Source organism: Dietzia sp. oral taxon 368, assembly GCF_002999155.1.
Classification (GTDB): Bacteria; Actinomycetota; Actinomycetes; order Mycobacteriales; family Mycobacteriaceae; genus Dietzia; species Dietzia cinnamea.
The window spans coordinates 351,801-377,223 of sequence record NZ_CP027238.1; the positions used below are offsets into that span (position 1 = coordinate 351,801).

The 25,423-nt window shown below is 73.0% G+C and carries 20 protein-coding genes; 4 read left to right on the plus strand and 16 right to left on the minus strand.

Going from position 1 to position 25,423, the window contains the following annotated elements:
- Positions 1–22: 22 nt before the first annotated feature.
- Positions 23–1,573, minus strand: coding sequence for a succinate CoA transferase (locus C3V38_RS01740; RefSeq protein WP_061913583.1), 1,551 nt, complete (start codon positions 1,571–1,573; stop codon positions 23–25).
- A gap of 184 nt (positions 1,574–1,757) precedes the next feature.
- On the opposite strand from C3V38_RS01740, the gene C3V38_RS01745 reads away from it, so the two are divergent.
- Positions 1,758–2,264, plus strand: a complete 507-nt coding sequence (locus tag C3V38_RS01745) for a MarR family winged helix-turn-helix transcriptional regulator (protein WP_061228278.1) — start codon at positions 1,758–1,760, stop codon at positions 2,262–2,264.
- A gap of 109 nt (positions 2,265–2,373) precedes the next feature.
- On the opposite strand, the gene C3V38_RS01750 is transcribed toward C3V38_RS01745, so the two are convergent.
- The 11 genes from C3V38_RS01750 to C3V38_RS01800 all read right to left on the minus strand — a co-directional run bounded on the left by C3V38_RS01750 (position 2,374) and on the right by C3V38_RS01800 (position 16,389).
- On the minus strand, positions 2,374–3,804 hold the full coding sequence (locus C3V38_RS01750; protein WP_061228277.1) for an MFS transporter: 1,431 nt from the start codon (positions 3,802–3,804) through the stop codon (positions 2,374–2,376).
- Positions 3,805–3,946: 142 nt separating this feature from the next.
- On the minus strand, positions 3,947–4,918 hold the full coding sequence (locus C3V38_RS01755) for a UDP-glucuronic acid decarboxylase family protein (protein ID WP_061228276.1): 972 nt from the start codon (positions 4,916–4,918) through the stop codon (positions 3,947–3,949).
- Positions 4,915–5,982: a glycosyltransferase family 9 protein gene (locus C3V38_RS01760; RefSeq protein ID WP_165001055.1), complete on the minus strand. Its 1,068-nt coding sequence runs from the start codon at positions 5,980–5,982 to the stop codon at positions 4,915–4,917. Before C3V38_RS01760 ends, C3V38_RS01755 begins: the two co-directional genes overlap by 4 nt.
- Positions 5,972–7,345, minus strand: coding sequence for a D-glycero-beta-D-manno-heptose 1-phosphate adenylyltransferase (gene rfaE2 / locus C3V38_RS01765; RefSeq protein WP_106384963.1), 1,374 nt, complete (start codon positions 7,343–7,345; stop codon positions 5,972–5,974). The genes C3V38_RS01760 and rfaE2 overlap by 11 nt, the downstream gene beginning before the upstream one ends.
- Entirely contained in the window at positions 7,335–9,164 is a 1,830-nt protein-coding gene (locus C3V38_RS01770; protein WP_061228274.1) for a glycosyltransferase, read from the minus strand. The genes rfaE2 and C3V38_RS01770 overlap by 11 nt, the downstream gene beginning before the upstream one ends.
- On the minus strand, positions 9,161–10,132 hold the full coding sequence (locus tag C3V38_RS01775; protein ID WP_106384964.1) for a glycosyltransferase: 972 nt from the start codon (positions 10,130–10,132) through the stop codon (positions 9,161–9,163). The genes C3V38_RS01770 and C3V38_RS01775 overlap by 4 nt, the downstream gene beginning before the upstream one ends.
- Positions 10,120–11,223 (minus strand): glycosyltransferase family 9 protein, encoded by a 1,104-nt coding sequence (locus C3V38_RS01780; RefSeq protein WP_174705750.1) that lies wholly within the window; start codon positions 11,221–11,223, stop codon positions 10,120–10,122. The genes C3V38_RS01775 and C3V38_RS01780 overlap by 13 nt, the downstream gene beginning before the upstream one ends.
- Positions 11,223–12,848, minus strand: coding sequence for an HAD-IIIA family hydrolase (locus tag C3V38_RS01785; RefSeq protein ID WP_106384965.1), 1,626 nt, complete (start codon positions 12,846–12,848; stop codon positions 11,223–11,225). The genes C3V38_RS01780 and C3V38_RS01785 overlap by 1 nt, the downstream gene beginning before the upstream one ends.
- Positions 12,845–14,485, minus strand: coding sequence for a carbamoyltransferase C-terminal domain-containing protein (locus tag C3V38_RS01790; protein ID WP_061228396.1), 1,641 nt, complete (start codon positions 14,483–14,485; stop codon positions 12,845–12,847). The genes C3V38_RS01785 and C3V38_RS01790 overlap by 4 nt, the downstream gene beginning before the upstream one ends.
- 84 nt (positions 14,486–14,569) lie before the next feature.
- Positions 14,570–15,490, minus strand: coding sequence for a glycosyltransferase family 2 protein (locus C3V38_RS01795; protein ID WP_061228397.1), 921 nt, complete (start codon positions 15,488–15,490; stop codon positions 14,570–14,572).
- A gap of 53 nt (positions 15,491–15,543) precedes the next feature.
- Positions 15,544–16,389 (minus strand): glycosyltransferase family 2 protein, encoded by an 846-nt coding sequence (locus C3V38_RS01800; RefSeq protein ID WP_106384966.1) that lies wholly within the window; start codon positions 16,387–16,389, stop codon positions 15,544–15,546.
- 65 nt (positions 16,390–16,454) lie between these two features.
- Between C3V38_RS01800 and C3V38_RS01805 the strand changes: the two genes are divergently transcribed.
- Positions 16,455–17,399 (plus strand): polysaccharide pyruvyl transferase family protein, encoded by a 945-nt coding sequence (locus tag C3V38_RS01805; RefSeq protein WP_106384967.1) that lies wholly within the window; start codon positions 16,455–16,457, stop codon positions 17,397–17,399.
- Between the two features lie 147 nt (positions 17,400–17,546).
- A complete protein-coding gene (locus C3V38_RS01810) occupies positions 17,547–18,854 on the plus strand; it encodes a cytochrome P450 (protein WP_106384968.1) in 1,308 nt (435 codons plus the stop codon).
- A 37-nt stretch (positions 18,855–18,891) separates the two neighbouring features.
- Here the strand turns inward: C3V38_RS01810 and C3V38_RS01815 are convergent, their stop codons facing one another.
- Genes C3V38_RS01815 through C3V38_RS01830 form a run of 4 tightly spaced genes read right to left on the minus strand, consistent with a single transcriptional unit; the run spans position 18,892 to position 23,410 of the window.
- Positions 18,892–19,755, minus strand: a complete 864-nt coding sequence (locus C3V38_RS01815) for a LuxR C-terminal-related transcriptional regulator (protein ID WP_106384969.1) — start codon at positions 19,753–19,755, stop codon at positions 18,892–18,894.
- 26 nt (positions 19,756–19,781) lie between these two features.
- On the minus strand, positions 19,782–20,687 hold the full coding sequence (mmsB, locus tag C3V38_RS01820; protein WP_061228402.1) for a 3-hydroxyisobutyrate dehydrogenase: 906 nt from the start codon (positions 20,685–20,687) through the stop codon (positions 19,782–19,784).
- A gap of 3 nt (positions 20,688–20,690) precedes the next feature.
- On the minus strand, positions 20,691–21,854 hold the full coding sequence (locus C3V38_RS01825; RefSeq protein WP_106384970.1) for an acyl-CoA dehydrogenase family protein: 1,164 nt from the start codon (positions 21,852–21,854) through the stop codon (positions 20,691–20,693).
- A 29-nt stretch (positions 21,855–21,883) separates the two neighbouring features.
- Positions 21,884–23,410, minus strand: coding sequence for a CoA-acylating methylmalonate-semialdehyde dehydrogenase (locus C3V38_RS01830; protein ID WP_106384971.1), 1,527 nt, complete (start codon positions 23,408–23,410; stop codon positions 21,884–21,886).
- A gap of 215 nt (positions 23,411–23,625) precedes the next feature.
- Between C3V38_RS01830 and C3V38_RS01835 the strand changes: the two genes are divergently transcribed.
- On the plus strand, positions 23,626–25,401 hold the full coding sequence (locus C3V38_RS01835; RefSeq protein WP_106384972.1) for an AMP-binding protein: 1,776 nt from the start codon (positions 23,626–23,628) through the stop codon (positions 25,399–25,401).
- Positions 25,402–25,423: the final 22 nt, after the last annotated feature.

Here is a 25,423-nt window from a genome sequence, read left to right on the forward strand (position 1 = left end):
CGTCTGTCGGGATGGTGCTCCTCTACTCCAGCATGCTTCCCGTCGCGGCGAAGCGGGTGTGGAAGGAGAACGCCTCCTCGAGCATATGCGGGGTGTTGCCGGCGTCGGGCCGGGCGTTCGCCCTGTCGAGGTAGTCGTGGAGCAGCGGCCGGTACGCCGGGTCGGCGCAGTTGTCCACGACGAGGCGGGCGCGCTTGCGGGGGCTGAGCCCGCGCAGGTCCGCCAGGCCGTGCTCGGTGACGATCACCTGGACGTCGTGTTCGGTGTGGTCGACGTGCGGGATCATCGGGACGATCGCCGACACCGCACCGCCCTTCGCGGTGGACGGGCTCAGGAACATGGAGACGTACCCGTTGCGGGTGAAGTCGCCGGAACCACCGATCCCGTTCATGATCCGGGTGCCGCACACGTGGGTTGAGTTGACGTTGCCGTACACGTCCGCCTCGAGCATGCCGTTCATCCCGATGATGCCCAGGCGTCGGACGATCTCCGGGTGGTTGCTGATCTCCTGCGGGCGCAGCGTGATGTGGTCGCGATAGAGGTCGATGTTGTCGACCAGCTCCTCGAGACCCGCCTGCGACAGGGCGAGCGAGGTGGCGGAGGCGTGCGCGACCTTGCCCTCGCGGATGAGCCGCAGCATGGAGTCCTGGATGACCTCCGAGTAGCAGGTCAGATTCTCGAACGGCCCGGCCTCCAACCCGGAGAGCACAGCGTTGGCGACGTTGCCGATCCCGGCCTGCAGCGGGAGGAGGCTGCCGGCGGGCATCCGCCCGCGCTCGACCTCCTGGCGGAGGAACTCCGCGACGTGCCCGGCGATGGCCCGGCTGGTCTCGTCGGGCTCGGTGAGTGCGCTGGCGGAGTCCTGACGGTCGGTCGGCACCACGGCGATCACCTTGGCCGGGTCGACCTCCAGGTGTGCCTGCCCGATCCGGTCGTCGGGCCGGGTGAGCATGATCGGCCGACGCTCTGGCGGCAGCGCGGTGCCGTAGTAGACGTCGTGCATGCCCTCGACGCCCAGCGGGACCCACGAGTTCACCTCGAGGATCACCTTGTCCGCGACATCGAGCCACTTCTTGTTGTTGCCCACGGACATCGCCGGGACGAGCTTGCCGTCGTCCGTCACCGCCGCCACCTCGACCACGGCGACGTCCACGTTCCCGTAGTAGCCCTCCCACACCTGCTGCGCGACATGTGAGAGGTGGATGTCCACGTAGTCCACGCGGCCCTCGTTGATCGCGCGCCGCGCGGTGGGCTCGCTCTGGTACGGCATCCGGAGGTCGACGCCGCCGACCTCCGCGAGCATCGCCTCGACCTCGTTGCTCACCGAGGCGCCGGTGAGCAGGTTGACGCGGAGTCGGCCGCCCGCCGCGCGAACGGTCCGCATCCGCTCAGCGAGGGCCGGCGCGAACGCCTTGGGGGTGCCCGCACTGGCGAACCCGCTGATCGCGACGGTGTCCCCGTCCTCGATCCGGGAGACGGCCGTGGCGGCGTCGGTGAGGAGGTCCCGGAAGTGCGGATGACGGATACGCGCCGGGTCGAACGATGTTCCCGACTGCTGGACAGCAGATCTCATGCGGCGACCATAGCGTCGGTCACACCGCGAACCCGCGTCGCCGGAGCGCCGCGGTCCCCCCGACATGGTGGGGCGCGCGTGCGGCGGACCCCGCGTGGCCGTGCCGGGTCCTCCCTGCACGGGCCCGCCGGGCGGATAGACTCTGCTGACCGCCCCGACCGTCGTGCCCTCCAGGAGTGTGCCCTTGCCCCCCAGGACCACCCCGATCCCCGATCGCATCGACCAGGCACGCGCCAACTGGGAGCGCGAGGGGTGGGCCGACGCCGCGCAGGGCATGACCGTGGTGACGTCGGTGATGCGGGCGCACCAGATCCTGCTCGCCCGCGTCGAGGAGACCCTCAGGCCCTGGAACCTGTCGTTCCCCCGCTACGAGCTTCTGCGGCTGCTCGCTTTCTCGCGTTCCGGGTCGCTCCCCATCACCAAGGCGTCCGAGCGCCTCCAGGTGCACGTCACCAGTGTCACCAGCGCGATGAAGCGGCTGCTCGACGCGGGCCTGGTCGAACGTCGCCCGCACCCGACGGACGGCCGCACCACGCTCGTCGAGATCACCGACGACGGCCGGCGTGTGGTGGCCGAGGCGACCGCCGCGCTCAACGCCGGCGTCTTCGCCGACCCGGGAATGAGCGCCGACGAGCAGGTCGCGCTCATCGACGCGATCGCCTCCCTGCGCCGGTCCGCCGGAGACTTCTGATCCCGGGGCGCCACACGACACCGCGCCCGGCCCCCTCTCGGGTGGGGCCGGGCGCGGCTGATGGTGGCGGGCTCCCTCGGCGGGGAGTCCCGGGGTCACCCGGTGCGGGTCAGGGCACCTCGGTGGCGAGGACGCGGTCCTCGGAGATCTCGGCGTCCGCGTGGATCTCGTTCTTGCTCGACTCCGTCATCGCCACCACGCACAGCATGGACATGGCCGACAGGAGCGACAGCATGATCCCCACCCCGAGCGTGTTGCCGGCGGCGACCATCGCGGCGGCGGCCAGCGGCGGCAGCGCACCGCCGAGGATACCGGCGAGGTTGTAGCCGAGGCCGGCACCGGTGTAGCGGTAGCGGGCCTGGAACAGCTCGGGTAGCAGAGCGCCGGCCGGGCCGTAGGCGATGCCGAAGATGATGAGGGTGACGAACAGGACCAGGGCGAACGCGATCGGCGAGCCGGTGTCGAGGATCGGGAACACGAACAGCGCCCACACCACGGCCAGGGCGACCGAGGTGCCGATGACCTTCTTGCGGCCGATGCGGTCGGAGTAGATGGCCGAGACCGCGATCGCGGCACCGAAGATGAGCGCGGCGACCATGCCCATGCCCAGGACGAAGGGGCGCGGGTGCTCGAGGTTCTTGGTGGCGTAGTTCGTCAGGAAGGAGGTGCCCATGTAGAAGAGAGAGAACAGCGAGGTGAGCGCGCCACCGGCGATGAGGATCTCCTTCCACTGGAAGCGGATCGCATCGGCGAAGGGCAGGGTCCGGGGAGCGGTCTCCGTGGCGGCGAGCGCCCGGTCCTGCTTGAAGACGGGGGTCTCCTCGACTGAGATGCGGATCCACAGACCGATGAGGACCAGGACCGCGGACAGCAGGAACGGGATGCGCCAGCCGTACTGCATGAACGGGCTGTTGACGTCCGCGCCGTCACCGGCGATGAGGGAGAACAGCAGGAAGGTGCCCGAAGAGAGGAAGAAGGCGAAGGCCACCCCGAGCTGCGGCCACATACCCATGAGTCCGCGCTTGCCCTTCGGCGCGTACTCCGCCGTCAGCAGGGTCGCGCCGGCCCATTCTCCGCCGACGGCGAAGCCCTGGAAGAAGCGGCACGCGACGAGAAGGATCGGCGCGAGTATGCCGATACCGTTCTCGAACGCCCCGAACGCCCCGGTTTCGTACCCGGGCAGGAGGCCGATGAACACGGTCGCGACACCCATGATCATGAGCGTCCAGACGAGGGTGCGCTTGCGGCCGATCCGGTCGCCGAAGTGACCGAAGACCGCCGCGCCCACGGGCCGCGCGAAGAACGCGACCGCGAACGTGGCGAAGGACGACAGGGTCGCCGTGGCGGGGTTCTGGTCCGGGAAGAACAGGGCCGGGAAGACCAGGGCCGCGGCGGTGCCGTAGATGAAGAAGTCGTACCACTCGATCGTCGTACCGATCGAGGAGGCCGCGGCTACCTTCGCTAGCGAGGTCTTCTGCGTGACCGGCGGGTCGTTCGGCGACTGTGCCGAATCCCCCGCGGGGAGGTTCGTGGCTGTCAAGACAACTCCAAGTCCTGTAAGGGGCCGTCGGGCGGAAGACCCGGCGGGGTGGTCCCCGGCGCGTAAACGCCGATTGACGGACAAGGTATGTGATGGCTGCCACACCCCGTTACACCCGAAAGTGGAGGGTGGGTGATCTGGCTCACGCGGAGGGCGCGGACAACTCCTGTGGCGTCCTCGTGCGGAACCACTCGACCGTCCGCCGGAGTCCGTCACGCCACGACACCGTCGGCTCCCACCCCAGCGCCTCGGCGGCCAGTGCGGTGTCCGGGCGCCGGACCTGCGGGTCGTCGACGGGACGGTCGATGTACCGGATCCGCGAGGACGACCCCACCACCTCGATGACGTCGCTCGCGATGCGCAGGACCTCGAGCTCGTTGGGGTTGCCGATGTTCATCGGCCCCGCGTGGCCCGATTCGGCCAACGCGAGGATCCCGCGCACGAGATCGTCGACGAAGCACACCGACCGGGTCTGGGATCCGTCGCCGGCCACGGTGAGTTCCTCGCCGCGCAGCGCCTGCCTGATGAAGGTCGGGATCGCCCGCCCGTCGTGGGGGCGCATACGGGGGCCGAAGGTGTTGAAGATGCGCACGATCGCCGTGTCGACGCCGTGGGTGGTGCGGTAGGCCTCGGTGAGTGCCTCCGCGTACCGCTTGGCCTCGTCGTACACCCCTCGGGGGCCGACCGGGTTGACGTTGCCCCAGTATGTCTCGGGCTGGGGGTGCACGAGCGGGTCGCCGTACACCTCGGAGGTCGAGGCCAGGAGGAACCGCGCGCCCTTGTCGCGGGCGAGGCCCAGGGCGTTGTGCGTGCCCTGAGATCCCACTCGAAGGGTGTGGATGGGCAACTTGAGGTAGTCGATCGGTGAGGCCGGGGACGCGAAGTGCAGGACGAGGTCGACCGGGCCCGGCACGTGGACGTAGTCGGTGACGTCGCGCTCCATCAACTGGAACCCCGTGTCCGCCGCGAGGTGCGCGAGGTTGTCCGGGGTGCCGGTGAGGAAGTTGTCCAGGGCGACCACCTCGACGCCGCGGCGGCGGAGCTCGGTGCACAGGTGGCTGCCGAGGAAGCCGGCGCCTCCGGTGACGACGGCCCGTGCGATGGTTCGGGTCATGATGTGGTCCTCCCCGTGTCGTGGCTGAGTAGGTCGAAGGCGGAATCGAGCACCTCGTCGGTCCGCACGGCGTCCAGTCGCGGATCGACGACGTCACCGTGGGGGTCGCCCCACGAGTCGGCGTCCGGGTCGCCGTGCCACAGGACGTGGTGCAGGTGAGGGTCGATGAGCGGACCCCACCAGCGGGGCGGGACGGGGCCGAAGAGAACCACCGACGGGGTGGCCAGCGCCGTCGCGAGGTGCGCGATGCCGGTGTCCCCGCCGAGGACGAGTGCGGCCCCGCGGACGAGGTCGGTCAGGGCGTCGAGGTCGAGTGCTCCCCCGGCATCGGTCGCGCCGGGGGTCGACCCGGCGACCTCGGCCGTCAACGCCGCCTCGTCGGCCGAGCCGGTGACCACCACGCGGTGACCGTCCTCGGCCAGCGCGCGCGCGACGGCCGTCCACCGCCCGACCGGCCAGCGTCGGGCGGGCGCGGCGGCGCCGGGGTGGACGACGACCGGCCCCCCGGGAGCCCGGCCGGATGATCCGCCGGACGAGCCGGTGAGGCGGAGGTCCTCGGGACCGCACGGCCCGCCGGCGTCGCTCACCAGGCGGCACCACCGGCGGACCTCGTGTTCGTCCCGGTGCCAGGGCGGGCCGGTGTGCCCCACCTCCGGGCAGTCGAACCCGATGAGGCGGCCAGGGCCCGTGGCGGTGAGCAGGCCGCGACTGGCCGGTCCGTTGCCGTGCAGGTCCACGGCGATATGCCCCCCACGGATCGGCCCGAGCGGGACCAGGCCGGGGGTCGGCAGGACCGCGTCGACCACGCCCAGGCGGGCCAGCCAGCCCCCGACCCCTGCCGGGGCCGCCAGCACGAGGCGGAACCCCGGTGCCAGTCGTCGCAGGCCCCGCAGCGGTGCGATACCGGTGAGGGCGTCCCCCATCCCGAGGGCACGGAGGGCGAGCACGTCGCCGGATCCGATGTCCTCCGGTCGCAGCGCCCACGACTCCTCACGGGCGACGTCGATGTGCGTGGGCACCCCGGCCGCCCGGAGCGCCTCGGCGGTGTACGGCTCAACCGGCATCGCTGATCCGATCGAGGATCGAGGTCGTGGACCGACCGGACAGGAGCGGGAGGATCTCGACCCGGCCGCCCCAGCCGTGGACGATCGGCGCCTCCGGCAGGTCGGCCACGCGGTAGTCGCCACCCTTGACCCAGACGTCGGGCCGCAGTGCGTCCAGTGCGTGACGCGGGTCGTCCTCGTCGAACACCACCACGGCGTCGACGCTGGCCAGCGCCTCGAGCAACGCGCGCCGGTCGGCGACCGGGTTGACCGGCCGGCCGGGCCCCTTGAGCCTGCGTACGGAGGCGTCGGAGTTGAGCAGGACCACCAGCAGGTCGCCCAGCTCGCGGGCGGCGCGGAGGTACTGCGCGTGTCCGGCGTGCAGGACGTCGAAGCAGCCGCCGGTCGCGACGACGACCCCGCCCGCCTCACGGGTGCGGGCGATGCGGTGGGCGAAGCCGTCGAGGGTGCTCGGTGCGGGCTGGTTGCCGCGGCCGCGGAACCCGGCGGCGCCGCCCTCCGCCACCCACCGGGAGGCGTCGGCCACGGCCCGGACCGCCGCGGTGGCCGCCGACTCCCGCCGGCCCAACGACGCGGCGATCGACGCCGCGACGCGGTCGCCCGCGCCGCACGGGTCGCCGGCCTCGCGCCCGCCGGACGGGATCTGCCGCAGGTCGTCCCCCTCTGCGAGCCAGGCGCCCTCGGAGCCGACGGTGACGACCACGGCGCGGGCCTCCCAGGCGCGCCGGAGCGCACGGGCGAGTTCGCCCGGCCGTTCCGGGTCGGCGTCGAGACCGAGGGCACCCGCCGCGTCGAGGGCCTCGGCCAGGTTCGGGGTGACGACAGCGCACCCCGTCACGGGCGACCCGCCCCGGGGGTGCGGGTCCCAGACCACGTCGCCGTCCCGCGCGGCGTGCTCGAGCCCCGCGCGCACGGCCGGGTCGCGGGTGGTCCCCGCGCCGTAGTCACTCACGAGCACGACCGCCCCGGCCAGCGCGTCCGCCAACCGGGCGGGGTCGACATCGCGCGGTGTGGCCGGCCCACCGTCGTCCACGCGGAGCAGCGTCTGGCCGCCGGCCCGGATGCGGGTCTTGGTGCGGGTGCCGCCCTCGTGCCCGAGCGCGCGGACCTCGATGTCGGCGAGCTCGGAACGCAGCGTCTTCCCGGCGGCGTCGTCGGCCAGGGGCGCGACGAGCCGGACGCGGGGCACGCGGTCGATCCGCGCGCACATGAGCGCCGCCAACCCGGCGCCGCCGGGACTCACGCGCGTGTGGTCGGCGTCCACGACGGGGACGGGGGCGTCGGGGCACAGCCTGGTCGACGTGCCCTCGAGGTCACGGTCGAGGACGACGTCTCCGACGACGGCCACGGGTTCAGCGTGCATTGTCCACCTCTCGGCTCCGGGGCAGCCGCGTGTCCACGGCGGCCGCGAGGGCGTGCAGGAGCACCAGGTGACACTCCTGGATCACCGCCGTGTTGCAGGAGGCGACCCGGATCGACTCGTCGCACTCCTGCTCGAGCGGGCTGGGTCCGCCTCCGGTGAGCGCCCATGTGGTGACCCCTCGTTCGCGCGCCCGGCGGGCGGCGGCGATGACGTTCTCGCTGGTGCCGCTCGTGGACAGCAACACGAGGATGTCGCCCGGCGAGGCGTGTGCCTCGACCTGGCGGGCGAAGACCTCGGCGTAGCCGTAGTCGTTGCCGATCGCGGTGAGTCCGGACAGGTCGGAGGTCAGGGCGATCGCGGAGACGGGACGCCGGTCGTCGATGAACCGTCCGACGAACTCGGCCGTGAAGTGTTGGGCCTCGGCCGCGCTGCCGCCGTTGCCGGCGGCGAGGAGCCGGCCGCCCGCGAGCAGGCGCGCGGTGAGCCGGCCCGCCCACCGGTCGAGGGTGGGTCCGTGTCGGGCGACGTCGTCGAGGGCCGCGCGCAGTCCCCCGAGGTGCGACTCGAGCCACCCGCTCGCGGGGGTCGCGTCCCCTGCCGTGCGGGGGGCGGCCGACCGCGCGGCGTCCGCGTAGGCGGCGAGGGTCGCGTCCACGACGCCGTCCCAGGAGAAGAGCGTCTCGGCCCGGCGGCGCGCGGCGGCGCCCATGGCCTCCGCGTGGTCACGGTCGTCGAGCAGCTCGGTCACCGCCCGGGTGACGGCGGCCTGGTCGCCGGGTGGCACGAGTAGCCCGGTGACGCCGTCGTCGACCGAGTCGAGCAGCCCGCCCACGGCCGTGCCGACGAGGGGGCGGCCGCACGCCATGGCCTCGAGCGGGACCATGCCGAAAGGTTCGTACCACGGGGTCACCACCACGACGTCGGCGGAGGCGAGGAGGGCCGCGGCGTCCGGGCGGTCGAGCCGCCCGGTGAAGGTCACCCGGTCGTCCACCCCGAGTTCGCGCGCGAGCGCCTGCAGCCGCACGGCCTCGGGGTCGCGGTCGAGTTCCGCACGGTCGGGTCCGCCGGCCACGACGAGGTCGGCGTCGGGGATGGAGGTGAGCGTGCGGATGGCGTGGTCGATGCCCTTGCGCGGCACCATCCGGCCGAGGGAGACGATCCGGCGGTACCCGTCGCGGCGCGACGGCAGGTGTTCCGCACGCGTCTGGTGGGCGTCGGGGCGGAACAGTTCGAGATCGACCCCGCAGGGGATGACGTGGATCCGGTCGGGGTCGGTGCCGAGGTCGACGAGCTCACGGCGTTCGTCGCGGCAGCTGGCGGTGACGGCGTCGGCGCCGGTCGCGAGCGCGACCTCGTCGGCGAGGCGGCCGGGCGGGCTGGTGTCCGCGCTGCCCTGATGGCGTCGCTTGACCGCGCCGAGGGCGTGGAACGTCTGGAGGAAGGGCACGTCGACCGTCTGCCGGGCGCGATGAACGGCCAGGCCGGACATCCAGAAGTGGGCGTGGGCGACGTCGGGGACGCCGTCGGCGAGCCAGTGCCGCGCCAGCGCGCGCCCGAACTCGTCCATGTAGGGGGCGAGCTCGTCCTTGGGCAGCGGCGCCGGTGGGCCGGCGGTGACGTGGACCAGCCGTACTCGCTCGGCGAGCCGGATCGTCCCGGGAGCCGAGGCCGACTCTCTACGGGTGTAGACGGTGACGTCGTGCCCGCGCGCGCCGAGGCCGGTCGCCAGCTCGGCGACGTAGACGTTCTGCCCGCCCGCGTCCTCCCCGCCGAGCGCGGCCAGTGGACTCGCGTGTTCCGATACCAGGGCGATCCTCATGTCGTCATCTCCTGCAGGACGGTGTCCCAGTCCGCCAGGAAGCGGCCGAGTCCGTAGTGGCGCAGTGCGTGGTCCCGGGCGGCGGCGCCGGTCGCCGCGGCGGCGTCGCGGTCGTGGAGCCAGTCCCGGGCGCGCGCGAGCAGTTCGTCGGGGTCGTTGCTGAGCAGGCCCGCCTCGGGCGGCACCGCGTGGGGCGCCTCGGTGGTGCTCAGCGCCAGGACTGGCATGCCGAGCGTCATGGCCTCGAGCAGGGCCAGGCCGAGGCTGGTCCAGCGGTACGGGTGGAAATAGGCGCGGTGCCGGCCGAGCGTGCGGTGCAGTTCGGCCTGGGGCGGGTTCTCGTGCAGCGTCGGTGCGAGGTGCGGTGCGAGCTCGGCGAGCTCGTCCATCCCCATGCCGTAGACGTGGAGGGGCACCTGACGTCCCAGGTCCACGACGAGGTCGGTGCCGGCGATGCGACCACGGCGTACCGGTTCGTTGACGACGACGGCGAGGCTGGCGTCCTCCCCCGTCCACGACCGCCCGGGATCGACGATGCCGTGCTCGACCACGCCCGTGCGAGCGGATCCGCAGTCCCACATCATGCGGTTGAAGCGGGTGACGTGGATGACGGGCACCCGGTCCTGGTCGGCCATCGGGTGCCGGGACCCGGCCGCGTGCTCGCGGGGCGTGTCGTGCTCGACATAGACGGCCGGCACGTCGACGCCGGCCCGTAGTCCGGTCCACTCGCGCAGCAGGTCGACCTCGTGGGCGCGTTGGAGGATCACGACGTCGATCCCGCCGTCCGCGGCCCGGTCGCGCAGCTGCCCGGGGGCGAGCTCGGAAACCGAGGCGGGCCAGTCCCACGTCTGTGCGCGGCCGCGGCCGTCGGGGCCCCGGTCCGGCAGGACGGGCACGAGGTACTCGTGGTCCCCCTGGACGAAGGACGTGGTCCAGGAGCCGTGGACGTGCCAGATCAGGATGCGCATCGGGTCCTCCTCTCCGTGGCGAGTTCGGTGACGGCGGAGACCACCTCGTCCGGCGGGACGCCGGTCAGGCAGGGGTGCCCGTCGACGGGGCACTCGCGGGCGCGGGTGTAGCGGCACGGTGCGTGTTGGTCGCCGAGGAGCCGGACGGGGACGCCCCAGGGCGCCCAGCGGTCGGCGGGGACGACCGGTGAGAACAGCGAGACGACGGGGGTGCCGACGGCGGCGGCCAGGTGGGCGGGGCCGGTGTTGCCGACGACGACGACGGCCGCGCGCTCGAGGACCGCGGCCAGCTGCGCGAGGTCGGTGCGTCCGGCGAGGTCGAGGACACCGCCGTCGGTGCGGCGGGAGCCGTCGGCGCCCGGGCTCTCGCGGGGGCGGTCGCCGCCGGGGCACGCCGCGAGGGTCCGGTCGACCAGGTCGCGCTCGCCGGGGCCGCCGGTGACCGCGACGAGGTACCCGGCGTCGCGCAGCGTCGCGACGATGCGCCCGGCGTGGTCGGGCGTGAGCGACCGGGCGGGGACGGAGGCGCCGGGGTGGACGACGACGAGGTCGCGCCCGTCGCCCGGGAGCAGGTCGGTCACGTCGGGGAGCGGGTGCCGCACGGCGAGACCGGGGATCCGGGCGGGTCGCCGGGCGCCGGCCGCGACGGCGATCTCGACGGCGGCCTCGACCTCGTGCCCGCCGCCGGGCGGGTCCTCGCGGCGCACGCGCACGTCGAGCAGCGAGCCGGGGTAGTCCACGCTGGCGGCGGCGATGAAGGGCACCCCGGCCAGCCGCAGCAGCAGGGACATCGGCAGGGGGCTCTGGTGGAAGGAGGTGAACACCACCGCACGGTCGTAGCCCCCGGAGGCGATCCTCTCGACCAGCCCGGCGGTGGCGGCGCGGTCGACCGGCGGCGGGCGGAAGCCCGACCAGGGGGCGTCGTACACCAGCACCTCGGAGACCGCCGGGAGGAGCCCGGCGGCCGCGAGGCCCTGGGAGGAGACCAGCAGGTCCACCTCGTCGCCCGTCTCGGCCAGGAGGGTCAGGGCGGGGCCGCAGAGCAGCACGTCGCCGTCGGAGTCGAGCCGGACGGCCAAGGTGCGTCCCATCAGCGCAGCACCTCCCCCACCGCCGTGAGCAGGTCGGGGGCGACGCACGGGGCGTCGCAGACCTCTTCGGGCCGGGTCACCGGGGTCGGCACGAGGACCGGCCGGGCGCGTGCGGCCAGGGCGGCCTCGACGTCGGCGCCGATGTCCCCGATGACCACGCACTCGCGCGGGTCGACGCCGAGGTCGGCGGCGGCGCCGGTGACGAGACCGGGTTCGGGCTTGCGGCAGCCGCACCCGTCCTCCGGTCCGTGCGGGCAGTACCGCCAGGTGTCCATCCCGCCGAGGAGCTCGTCGACCCGGGCGTTGACCGCGCGGACCGCCGCTTCGTCGAGCAGTCCCCGGGCGATGCCGGACTGGTTGGAGACCACGCCGACCGCCAGGCCCGCGGCGCGGGCCCGGTCGACGGCCTCGCGGGCGCCGGGCATGAGCTCGACCTTCGCCGGGTCCCCGTTGTAGGGAACGTCCCGCACGAGGGTGCCGTCGCGGTCGAACAGCACCGCGCGGGGCCTCGGCGGCCACGGTGTCGCGTCACGGTGGCGCCGCCACCCGTCGATCCGGTGGCGGACCGCCGCGAACGGGATCGTGAGAGACGTCGGCACCATCCGGCGCACCTCGGCGCGGAACTCCGGGTCGCCGGGCCGGGGCCCGGGTCCGAGCCGGATGGCCAGGAAGCGGGCGGTGAGGCCGGCCCAGGCCAGCGCGCCGACGCCGGCCGCCGCGCCGGCCGCACGCACGGTACAGGCCGCGCGGGCCGTGCCGGCATCAGTCCCGGTCGCGAGGCCCGCGGCGGGGGCGGTGCGCGCCCACGCGCCCGCGGCCACCGCCGTGGCGGCACCCCCCGCCGCGACCAGCGCCCCGGCCACGGTGGCCACGTGATAGCCGAATCCGCCGCCCGGGGCCTGTGCCACCTCGCGCCAGCGCGGGCCGTGCAACCTCCGCATGAGGGCGTCGTCGGCGTTGCCGGCCTGCAGGCGCAGGCTCACCCCGCCGTCAGCCGGGCGGACGGGATGGACGATGTGCCGTGTGCCGCGGGTGAGCGACCAGCCCGCGCGGCGGACCCGCAGTGCGAGATCGGCGTCCTCGCGGAAGGCCCGGGGGAACCGCTCGTCGAAGCCCGCCACCTGTTCGAGGGCCGCGCGGCGGTACGCCATGTCCGCGGTCGCCCAGTCCGCGCCCTCGAGCGCGGCGACGTTGCGCTCCCAGTCCGTCGGCGGGCGATCCGTCGGACGCGGCACGCGGATCGAGGCCTGCGTGGCCCCCGTGTCCGGGCCGCACGCCGCGAGGTCGTCCACGAGACCGGATAGCCACCCGTCGGGCAGGATCACGTCGTCGTCGAGGAAGGAGATCCACTCCGGGGCCGACTCGTGGGTGGCCCGCCAGCCGCGGTTGCGGGCGGCGGCGGGGCCGCGCCCGTAGCCGCGGACGACGCGCAGCGGCCAGTCGACTCCCGGCAGGCTCGCCGACAACGGGTCGACCCGCCCCGGCCGGTCGTCGACGAGCACGACCTCCACGGGAGCCGGGTGGGTGTCATCTGTCCGCTGCGCGGCCAGGGAGTCGAGCATCGCCTGGAGGCACTCCCGACCGATGGTGGGCACGACGATCGCCCAGCGGGGAACTCGGCTCATGCGTCACCGCCGGCGACGAAGTCGGCGCGGCGCACGAGGTGGGGGCCGAGCACCAGCGCGGCGACGGGCGCCGACCCGAACAACTCGAGGGCGTCGCGGGGATCGTCCACCATGGGCCGGCCCGCCGTGTTCAGGCTCGTGTTGACCAGCACCGGGACACCGGTCCGGGCCTCGAAGGCGCGCAGCAGGTCGGCGACCCGCGGCGTGTCGGAGTCCGAGACCGTCTGGACCCGCGCGGTGCCGTCCGTGTGCACCACCGCGGGCAGCCGATCCCGCCATTCGGGGCGCACCGTGTGCACGAAGAGCATGTACGGGCTCGGCAGCGGGCCGTCGGTGACGATATCGGCGGCGCGCTCGGCGAGGATCATCGGCGCCACGGGCCGGAACTGCTCACGCCCCTTGACGTCGTTGAGCCGCTCGACGTTCGCCGCCCGCGTCGGGTTGGCCAGCAGGGACCGGCGACCCAGCGCCCGGGGACCGAACTCACTACGCCCGTCGAACCACGCAATGACGCCGTCGGCGGCGAGTAGATCGGCCACCTCGCCCGCCAGATCATCCGGGGTGCTGAAGGGCACGCGCGCCGCGGTGAGCCACTGCGCCAGCTCGTCGTCGTCCCATCCACGCCCCACCGCGGGGTCCACGGCCCCCGGGGCGAGCTCGTCCTGCTCGCGCGCCAGGTGCAGCGCCGCCCCCAGTGCGGTACCGGAGTCGCCGGACGCCGGCTGGACCCACACCTCGTCGAACGGCCCGTCACGCCAGATCCTCGTGTTGGCCACACAGTTCAGCGCGGTCCCGCCCGCCATGGTGAGCACGTGCTCGCCCGTCTGCCGGTGCAGCCAGCGCACGTTCTCCACCAACACCTCCTCCACCCCGGCCTGCACCGACGCGGCGAGATCGGCGTGCACACCACCCCACGTCCCGTCGTCGACGCGGCGGGGCGCGAACCTCTCCCACTCCGGGGCGCGCGCGGTGAACCCCCCGTCCGGGTTCGCGTGCAGGCTCTCGCGCAGCTCCGGCAGGAAGCGCGGCTCGCCGTAGGAGGCCAGTGCCATCACCTTGAACTCGTCGCTCGAGCGTAGAAAACCCAGGTGCTCGGTGAGCGACTCGTAGTACAGGCCCAACGAATCGGGCAGTTCCTGGCGGTGACAGATCTCCAGCTCCCCGTCGCGGTAGTGCCCCGCCAGCTGGGAATGCCGCTCCCCCCGGCCGTCGTTGACCACCACCGCGCACGTGCGGTGCGGCCCGGCCAGCGCGGCGGAAGCGGCGTGCGCGACGTGATGCTCGACGAACCGCACCTGGTCGGGGTCCAGCCCGGGTAGCGCCTCGGCGAGGAACTCCGGCGCGCGCCGCACGTAGTCGATGCGCACCGGGTCGAAGGGGTCGTCGGGCTGCAGCGCCGCCAGCTCGGGGTCGAAGGCGTACCCCACCGCGTCCAGATCCGCCGCGGTGATCCCGGCCTCCTCGAGGCACCAGCGCATCGACAGCTCCGGCAGTTCCCAGGCAGAGAACGGCACCGGCCGCTTGGCGTGCTTACGGCGGGAGAAGCGTTCCTCCTCGGCCGCGGCGACCACGCGTCCGTCGACGACCAGCGCGGCGGACGAGTCGTGGAAGGTGGCATTTACTCCCAGGACGATCATGGCGCGACCATAGGCCCGATCGGGGGGAAGTGGCCACCGAACGCGGCCGTCCTAACGCTCGACCGCGAACCGGCGTGCGAAGCCTCAGCTCTCGTAGCGCCTCGCCGCGCTGGACCTCTGGCTCTCCTCGAGGGCCAGGAAGCGCGCCTCGACGTGCGGTGGCAGGACCCGCCGATCCCTCGCCACCCAGGCCGCGCCGCGGAGGGCGTCGAGCACCCCCGCCGCGGTGACCCGGTCCCGCGGGGCGCCCGCGAGGACGTCGCGCGTGCGCCGGAGTGCGGCGGGCAGCGGCCGGCGCAGCCACGTGAACCAGAGGGTGTTCCGGATGCCGTGACGGCGGCGCAGATGCGGGTCGCGCAGCACCGACGCCTGGTGGTGCACGGTCATCTCGGGCAGGTAGCAGAGCTCCCAGCCGGCGGTGGCGAGGTCGGCCGCGAGCAGCTCCTCCTCGCCCCCCAGCCACAGACGATCGTGAAAGCCGCCGACCTCCCGGTAGGCCCCGGCCCGGACGATGCTCGCCCCCGCGAGGAAACTGCCCAGCGCCGGCCCGGGGAGCCAGTCCGGGCCGCGCACCGGTGAGTTCTCCAGCTCCGCGACGATCGGGTCGTCCTCGCCGTCCGGCTCCACGACGATCCGCGCCGTGACCACGCCCAGCCGCGGGTGCGCGTCGAGGGCGTCCGCACCGGCGCGCAGCGAACCGGGATCCCACCACGTGTCGTCGTCGCAGAACGCGACATAGGGGGTGGTCGCCGCGTCCACCCCGAGGTTGCGGCCGACCGCGCCCAGGTTCGTGGGGCTGGCGATGAGCCGCACGCCCGGGCGCTGGCGGGTGATGGCGTCGGCGGTGCCGTCGGTGGAACCGTTGTCGACGACGATGACCTCCGGACGCTCGGGAAGCCCCGCCAGCCGGTCCAGGGCGGCGAGCGCCTCCTCGCGGCGGTTCCAGGTGATCATCACCACGCTCACCCTGGGATCCCGACCATCCGGCTCCGGTGCGCTGCTCATCCGACTCTCCTTCCGTGTGGCGGCTTCCACCCGTCGTCTACGGCGCGGGGCTTCTACCCGTCGTCCGCGGCGCGGAGCCGCTCCCGCGCGCGCAGGGTGCGCTCTCCCACGACCCGGCGCGCGGCGAGCGCGGCAGGGATCCGCGGCACCGCGCTGAGGAGTCCCCTCCGTCCGTCCGCGCTGCGCATCCCGTCCACGACCTCACCCGCGACCGCGCCCGCCGGCAACCGGAGGACCGCGGTGAGGAGCCGGCTGCGGGTGAGGCCGGCCCGGCGGATCCCCGGCGCGTCCCGCACCGGTGACGGGTGGTGGTGGGCCACGAGGTCCGGGACGTGGCAGAGCTGCCAGCCCGCGTCGTGCAGGTCCAGGGCGACCCGCTCCTCCTCGCCGGGGAAACGGATGACGTCGTCGAACCCACCCACCTCGAGGAACGCGTCGCGGCGGACGATCGCACCGCACCCGACGAAACCCAGCAGAGCCGGGCCCGGGGCGTCCGGCGCGGTGCCCAGGGGCGAGTCGGCGAGGACCGCGTTGATCGGGTCCGGCTCGTCCGCCGGACCCACGAGGATGGTGCCGGCGGCCAGGCCGAGTCGCGGGAACTCGGCGAAGAGCCGCACCGCCCGCTCGAGGGAGCCCGGTTCCCACCACGAGTCGTCGTCGGCGAACGCGACGAGCTCGGTCCGCGCCGCCCGCGCGCCGACGGTGCGGGCCCTCGCGGCGAGGTTCTCGGGCGACGCGATGACGCTCACGTGGTCACCCGCCGCGCGGCACACCTCCACCGAGTCGTCGTCCGAGGCGTTGTCCACGACGATCACGGGCGCGTCATGGCGGGGCAGGGTGGCCCGGAGGTCCTCTCGTCGGTTCCTCGAGGCCACCACGACCGTCACGTTGGTGTTCACCGGCCCGAGGCTAGCCCGACGAGCCGGGGCTGGCGGGACGGCGCCGGGTCGGGCAGGCTCGGGACGTGCGCGTACTCATCGTCGGTTGGTCCAGTCCCCTGCACGGCGAGGCCACGGCCGGCGACGTCCTGGCGATGGAGGCGGTGGCCCTTCGCCTCACCGCCGACGGGATCGGTCACGACACCGCCTGGAGCGCGGTGATGTGCCCGCCCGGCGGCCTCCGCCTCGACGACGTCGATCCCTCCCGGTACACCCACGTGGTCTTCGTGTGCGGCCCCGCCAGCGGCGACGCCGCGGTCGAGATGCTGGACCGCTTCCCCCACTGCCGACGCATCGCTGTCGGCGTCAGCGTCGTGGACCACGCCGATCCCCTGCTCGACCGGCTCGACGCCGTGATCGCCCGCGACGCCCCCGGTTCGACCGCGCGACCTGACCTGGCGGCACGCGTCTCGCCATCAGCGGTACCAGTCGTCGGGGTCTACCTGACCGGCGGCCAACACGAATACGGCGACCGTCGCCGCCACGAGGCCGTGATCGGCGCGCTCACCGACTGGCTGGGCGGCCTGGACGCGGCGCTGCTGTCGCTGGAGACCCGACTCGACCCCCGCGACTGGCGACTGCCCTCGACGCCCGGTCAGGTGAGCTCGGTGATCGCCCGCATGGACGCCGTGGTGACGATGCGGATGCACGGACTCGTGCTGGCCCTGCAGGCCGGTGTGCCCGCACTGGCGATCGACCCGATCAGCGGTGGCGGCAAGGTGTCCGCGCAGGCCGCCGCGTGGGACTGGCCGGCGGTCGTCGGCGCCGACGACCTCGGCGCGGGCGCGCCCGGCGCCGACGCGTTCACCGCCGACGGCCTGGGCGCCCCCGGCCCCGGCGAGACCGTCCTCGACCACTGGTGGCGGTGGTGCCTGTCCCCCGACGGGCGCGCCACCGCGAGCCGACGCGCCGACGACCGGCCGTCCGACGGCATGCTCGACGACCTGATGAAGGCACTGCGGTCGCGGTGAGCGCGCGGCGGCCGACGTCCGATGGCGGTTGGGCGGCGTCCGGTCGCCGATGCTGCGGACGCGACCGGAAGCGCGGCGGCGCGAGTCGCTCTAGTGTGGCCGTGACGCCGACCGCGAGTTCCCACCCGAGCACGAAGGAGAGCGCCCGTGCCCCGACCCGTCCCCCGACTGATCAGCGACCAGTCCTTCGACTTCGTGCGCTCGGGATACCTCTTCGCCTCCCGGGTACGGCGGCGTGCGGGGGTCACCGCCGAGTCCCAGACACCGGTCCGGTTGCGGTTGATGGGCCGCAGCGCGGTGTTGCTCCGGGGAATCGACGGCGTGCGTGCGTTCTACGACGCCGACAAGGTCAAACGTGACGGGGCGATGCCGGGGTTCATCCGGTTGCCTCTGTTCGGCCCCGGCTCCGTCCACAAGCTCGACGGCCGCGCCCACGCCACACGCAAGAACGCGATGGCCGACATGGCCTACGACGACGACCGGGCAGCCCACTTCGGCGAGCTGGTGGCCGAGGAGCTCGAGGAGATGCTCGACCAGTGGGCACGCAGCGGCGCCGGCACCGTGTACGACGACACGGCGACCGCGTTCGGTCGGGCGGCGTTCCGCTGGGCCGGTCTGCCCCTCACCCCTGCGGAGGCCGACCGTCGCGCCCGCCAGATGAGCCGCCTGCTCGACACGTTCGGACGCGTGGCGACCAACCCGGTCGCGCAGATCGAGCGCATCCGGCTGGACCGGTGGGCCACCGACCTGATCCGGGCGGTGCGATCCGGCCGGCACCGGGCCGACCCGCACTCCGTCCTGGCGGCCATGGCCGACCTGCGCGATGAGAACGGCGCGCTCGTCGACGACCGCACCGCGGCGGTGGAACTGCAGAACCTCACCCGGCCCACCGTGGCGGTGGCCCGGTTCGCGGCGTTCGCCGCCGTCGCACTCACCGAACACCCCGCGTGGGCGGACCGGATCCGGGAGGCCGCGTCCGCCGCCGGGCGGCTGACCGAGATCCCCGAGGCCGTGGCGTTCGCCCAGGAGGTCCGCCGTGTCTACCCGTTCGTTCCCATGCTGCCCGCCCTGGCGACCACGGACTTCGAGGTCCAGGGCTGCCCCGTGCGCAAGGGCCAGCGGGTCCTGCTCGACCTGCTCGGGACCGACACCGACCCGCGGCACTGGCCGGACGCCACCACGTTCGACCCCGACCGGTTCATGGACGTCGACGACGCCGAAGCGCTCGAGGCGTTCATCCCCCACGGCGGTGCCGGCGTGCGCACGGGCCACCGCTGCCCTGGTGAGAAGATCGCCGTGGCCGCACTGTCCGCCGCCGTGGCCGCGCTGTGCCGCCCCGAGGTGCGGGTCAGCCGGGACCCCGACGACCTGACGTTCCCGTGGACCGAGATGCTGACCCGGCCCGCGACCGGCGTGCGGGTGGCGTGGCAGGAGCGCTCGGCCGCGACGGCGTAGGGCCGCCGCCGTGACCCGGCCGCGAGGCGGGAGGGGGTCAGGGCAGGAGGCCGAGCAGCCGTGCCCGGGCCACCGACTCCATCCGCGACCGCGTCCCGAGCTTGGTGCCGATGTTGCGCAGGTATGCCTTGATCGTCTCCGGGGAGAGCGACAACCGCGCGCCCACCTCGGCGTTGGACAATCCGAGCGCCACCTGGGCGAGGACGTCGATCTCGCGGGGCGAGAGCACCGAGTTCGCGGGCACCGGCACGTCGCCGGCGTCGGGAGCGCGCCCGACGCCGGCGAGGGCCGACCCGGCCGCCAGCAACCGGTCGCGAAGGGCCGGGTCCCCCAGCTCTGCGGCGATCGCCCGCAGCTCGCCGTGCAACACCCTCAGCTGCTCGCGATCCGAGGCCTCCAGGCCGACCGAGTGCTCGGCGGCCGCGACGTCCGCCATGCGCAGGCGGCGGTCGACCTCGTCGCGGACCCGGAACTCCGAGGCGAGCTCGGCGGCGACCGAGTTGAAGGTCCGGGTCACGTGGTCACCGAGCTGCGCGGCCACCCGCGTCGACCCGTAGAGGATCGTGCGCGCGACGCCGGAGACCATCACCGGCACCGAGATGATGGCGCGCAGCCCCTCCTGCCCCACCGCCTCGGCGTAGTGCCGGGTGATTCCGGAGCAGTCCTCGTAGTCGCGCACCGTCGCGGGTCGCCCCGACGCCATGACGTGACCGCCGAGCCCGCGCCCCTTGGCCACCTGCAGGCCCTGCATGGAGGAGGTCCGGGCGCCGATGAACCGACTGAGTTGGGCGGTCTCGCCGTTCCCCTCCCCGGCGAACACGATCGGGAGCCCGGAGTCCTGCCGGGCCCGGCGCAGTGCGCCCAGGACGGCGTCCGAATCGCTCGGTCGGAGGGTGGTCATGGCAACGCTCCTCGTACTGACGTCGATCAGCTCCGCGCGGAGTCGCGGATGCTGGTGATGATGGCGCTGAAGTCCTTGTCACCGTGATCCTGCGCGAACTCGTCGTACAGCGCCGCGGCCGCAGCACCGAGGGGCGCCACCGTGCCGGTGCTCTCGAGCGCGGACAGCGCCAGGCCGAGGTCCTTGTTCATCAGTGCCGTGGCGAAGCCGGGCTTGAACTCGTTGTTCGCCGGCGACGTCGGGACGGGGCCGGGTACCGGGCAGTTGGTGTGCAACGCCCAGCTGTTGCCGGTGGCGCCGGTGACGACGTCGAACAACGCCTGGTGCTCGAGACCCAGCCGCTCGGCCAGGACGAACGCCTCACCGATCGCGATCTGGTGCACGGCGAGGACCATGTTGTTGCACACCTTCGCGGCCTGCCCCGCACCGGCGCCGCCGCAGTGGATGACCTTGCCCGCCATCGGCTCGAGCAGCGGCTGCGCGGCTGCGAACGCCTCGTCCTCACCACCGACCATGAACGCCAGGGTGCCGGCGGTGGCGCCCTTGACCCCGCCCGAGACGGGAGCGTCGACCTGGAGCATGCCGGCGGCCACCGCCTGCTCGTGGACCGCGCGGGCGTCGTCGACCGAGATGGTGGACGAGTCGATGAACAGCGTCCCCGCCTCGGCGGAACCGAGCACGTCGGCGTAGGTCGAGGTCACCAGCGCGCCGTTGGGCAGCATCGTGATGACCGCGGCGGCACCCCGCACCGCCTCGGCCGGGGACTCGCACACCGTCACCCCGGCCTCACGCGCGGCCTGCTGCGCGGCCTCGACCGGGTCGAAACCGCGGACCTCGTGACCGGCCCCGACCAGATTGGCGGCCATCGGCCCGCCCATGTTGCCCAGCCCGAGGAACGCCACGGTCGGCTTGCTCGTGTCCACGTTGCTCATCTACTACGCTCCCAGTCCGCGAGCGGCGACGGCCCGGCCGACGACGACCCGCATGATCTCGTTCGTGCCCTCAAGGATGCGGTGGACCCGCAGATCCCGCACGATCTTCTCGATTCCGTACTCGGATAGATATCCGTAACCGCCGAACAGCTGCAGCGACCGGTCCGCGATGTCGAAGCAGCGGTCGGTGACGAACAGCTTGGCCATGGCGCATAGTTCGACGTGGTCGGGCTCCTTGGCGTCCAGCGCCGCCGCCGCACGCCACAACATCAGCCGGCTGGCCTCCAGCTCGGTGGCCAGCTCCGCGAGGGTGAAACGGATGGTCGGCTCGTCGATGAGCGCCCCACCGAACGCCTCGCGGTCCCGCACGTGGGCCACCGCCCGCGCATAGGCCTCCTGCGCGCCGCCCAGCGAACAGGCCGCGATGTTGATGCGGCCGCCGTTGAGACCGCGCATGGCGATGGTGAAGCCCAGCCCCTCCCCGCCGGAATCCGCACCGCCGATGAGGTTGGCGGTCGGCACGCGCACGCCCTCCATGATCACCTGCGCGGTGGGCTGCGCGTTCCAGCCCATCTTCCGCTCGTCCGCGCCGAAGCTCAGCCCCTCGGAGTCCGCGGGGATCAGGAACGCCGAGATGCCCTTGGGGCCGGCGTCCCCGGTCCGCGCCATGACGAGGTAGACGTCCGACTGCCCGCCACCGGAGATGAACTGCTTGGTCCCGGTGAGCACGTAGTGGTCGCCGTCCCGCACCGCCTTCGTCCGCAGCGCCGCCGCGTCCGAACCGGCGCCCGGCTCGGTCAGGCAGTAGCTCGCGAACAGCTCCATCGAGGCCAGCCGCGGGATCCACTCCCGCCGCTGCTCGTCCGTGCCGAACTCGTCGACCATCCACACGCACATGTTGTGGATCGACAGATACGCCGCCACCGACGGACACCCCCGCGCGAGCTGCTCGAAGATGCGGACACCGTCCAGGCGACGCATCCCGCTGCCCCCGACGTCCTCCGAGACATAGATCGCGCCCATGCCCATCCCGGCGGCCTCGCGCAGGACGTCCTTGGGGAAGTGGTGGGTCTCGTCCCACTCCTGCGCCATGGGCCCGACCCGCTTGTCCGAGAAGTCGCGTGCGGCGTCGACGATGACCTTGTCGTCGTCATCAAGCGTGAACATCGAAGTTCCTCTCCTACGCCCGGTAGGCGTCAGTCCATCGTGGGGATGACGAACTCGGCGCCGTCCTTGATCCCCGAGGGCCACCGCTGCGTGACCGTCTTGACCTTGGAGTAGAACTTGATCGACTCCGGGCCGTGCTGGTTGAGGTCGCCGAAGCCGGACTTCTTCCAGCCGCCGAAGGTGTGGTACGCGATCGGCACCGGGATCGGGACGTTCACGCCGACCATGCCCACCTCGACGCGGGAGACGAACTCGCGAGCCGCGTCACCGTCACGGGTGAAGATGGCCACGCCGTTGCCGTACTCGTGGTCGCTGGGAAGCGCGAGGGCCTCCTCGAAGTCCTTGGCGTGGACGATGGAGAGCACCGGGCCGAAGATCTCGTCGGTGTACACGCTCATGTCGGTCGTGACCTTGTCCAGCAGGGTCGGCCCGACGAAGTAGCCGCCCGAGATGTCCTCGCCGTTGAAGGAGTCCGTGTACGCGCCCACACCGCGGCCGTCGACGAGCACCTCCGCGCCCGCGTCCGCACCCTGCGAGATGTAGTCGAGCACTCGCTCCTTGGACTCCGGGGTCACCAGCGGGCCGTAGTCGGACCGCGGGTCGTGGCTGTGGCCGACCTTCAGCTCCTTGACCTTGGGCAGGAGCTTCTCGATCAGCTTCTCGGCGGTGCCCTCGCCGACCGGCACGGCCACCGAGACGGCCATGCAGCGCTCGCCCGCCGAGCCGAAACCGGCCCCGACGAGGGCGTCCGCGACCTGGTCCATGTCCGCGTCCGGCATGATGATCGCGTGGTTCTTGGCGCCACCGAAGCACTGCGCGCGCTTGCCCGTGCGGGCCGCGTTCTCGTAGATGTACTGCGCGATCGGGGTCGAGCCGACGAAGCCCACCGCCTGGATCGTGTCGTTGTTCAGGATGGCGTCCACGGCCTCCTTGTCGCCGTGCACCACCTGGAAGATGCCGTCCGGCAGACCGGCCTCGGTGAACAGCTCCGCCAGGCGGACCGGCACCGACGGGTCGCGCTCGGAGGGCTTGAGGACGAACGCGTTGCCGCACGCGATGGCCGGGCCGGCCTTCCACAGCGGGATCATGGCCGGGAAGTTGAACGGCGTGATGCCGGCGACCACGCCGAGCGGCTGGCGCATCGAGTAGACGTCCACGCCGGTGCCGGCGTTCTCGGTGTACTCGCCCTTGAGCAGGTGCGGAATGCCGATCGCGAACTCGATGACCTCGAGGCCGCGCTGGATGTCGCCCTTCGCGTCCGGGGTCGTCTTGCCGTGCTCGATCGCCAGGAGCTCCGCGAGCTCCTGCATGTTCTGGTTGACCAGGTCGACGAACCGCATGAGCACGCGGGCGCGCTTCTGCGGGTTCTGCGCGGCCCACGCCTTCTGCGCGGCGGCGGCCTTGGCGATGACGTCGTCGACCTCGGCCGTCGTGGCCAGCGGCACGACCGCCTGCGCCTTCCCCGTGCTCGGGTTGAGCACGTCCTGGGTGCGGCCGCCCGTGGCCGCGACGCGCGCGCCGTTGATGTAGTGCTCGACCTGCCTGAGATCCGACATGTCCGTCCCTTCGTCAGCGGGCTCGCCGCGGCCTGGTGACCGCGCGCCCCTCTCCCGTGATGCCCATCACCCTATACTTGCAACTCCTAGTAATCCATATCGAGGCGGCGACGGGCCTCGCACCATCCCCTTTCGGGTGTACCGCCACCGCGGACGACGGACCTACTGTGAGCTGACTCACTACACAACTGGCACGTCCGTCGACAGGAGTACCCATGTCCCCGCTGCCCACCGAGGCCACCGTCCGGTTCCGCGCCGCCCGCGACTTCCTCCAGGCCCACGCGCAGGACTACGAGGGGGCCCGGGACGGTTTCGCCTGGCCCGAGCTGGACGAGTGGAACTGGGCGCTGAACTGGTTCGACGTCCAGGCCGAGGGCAACGACGATCCCGCGCTGTGGATCGTCGAGGAGCACGACGGTGGCGGTGCACCCACCGAGGCCAAGTACTCGTTCGACGAGATGCGCATCCGTTCCGACCGCACCGCCAACTGGCTCCGCGACCACGGGGTGGAGCCCGGCGACCGCATCCTGCTCATGCTGGCCAACCAGGTGGAGCTGTGGGACGTCATGCTCGCCGTGATCAAGCTCGGCGCCGTCGTCATCCCCGCGACCACCCTGCTGGCCGAGGGTGACCTGCGCGACCGGATCGCCCGCGGTGGCATCAAGCACGTGATCGCCCGCGCCGAGCTGGCCGACCGCTTCGCCGGCATCTCCGGTGACTTCCAGCGCATCTCCGTCGGCGGGGCCGACGTGGGTGGCGCCGTCGGCGGGGCCGATGTGGGTGACGCCGTCGGCGGGGCGCCCGAGGGCTGGATCGATCTGGCCGGTGCGATGGACGCCTCCCCCGACTTCGAGCCCAGCCACACCACGCACGCCGACGACACCCTGCTGCTGTACTTCACCTCCGGCACCACCAGCAAGCCCAAGCTCGTCGAGCACACGCACGCCTCGTACCCCGCCGGTCACCTGTCGACCATGTACTGGATCGGCCTGCAGCCCGGCGACGTGCACCTCAACGTGTCCTCGCCCGGCTGGGCCAAGCACGCGTGGTCCAACGTTTTCACGCCGTGGATCGCCGGTTCGTGCGTGTTCATCTACAACTACTCCCGCTTCGACGCGACGGCGATGATGCGCGAGATGGACCGCTGCGGAGTGGCCAGCCTGTGCTGCCCGCCGACCGTGTGGCGCATGCTCATCCAGGCCGACCTCACGCAGCTGCAGGTCCCGCCGCGTCTGGCGGTGGGCGCCGGTGAGCCGCTTAACCCCGAGGTGATCGGCCGCGTCCGCGACGCGTGGGGCGTGACCATTCGTGACGGCTTCGGCCAGACCGAGACCACCGTGCAGATCGCCAACACCCCCGGCCAGCCCATCAAGGACGGCTCCATGGGCCGGCCGTGCCCGGGCTTCGAGGTGGCGCTGGTGGACCCGGCCACGGGGCAGGAGGTCACCGATGACGGGGCCGAGGGCGAGATCTGCCTGCGCCTCGACCCGCGGCCGCTCGGTCTGATGGTCGGCTACCACGGCGACCCGGAGCGGACCGCTGCCGCGTACGCCGACGGGTTCTACCACACGGGCGACGTGGGCTCCCGGGACGCCGACGGCTACATCACCTACGTGGGTCGCACCGACGACGTCTTCAAGTCCTCGGACTACCGGATCTCACCCTTCGAGCTCGAGTCGGTCCTGCTCGAGCACCCGGCCGTGGCCGAGGCGGCCGTGGTGCCCTCCCCCGATCCGGTGCGGTTGAGCGTGCCCAAGGCGTTCGTCGTCCTGGCCGGGGGTTGGGAGGCGACCGAGGAGACCGCGCGGGAGATCTTCGAGTACTCGCGCACCCACCTGGCCGGCTACAAGCGGATCCGCCGGCTGCAGTTCACGGACCTGCCCAAGACGATCTCGGGCAAGATCCGGCGCGTCGAGCTGCGCAGGGCCGAGGTAGACAACGGCCCGTCGGTGGACTTCCCCGGCGAGTTCCGCGAGGAGGCGCTGCGCTGACCGCGACGACGACGGCGTGAGC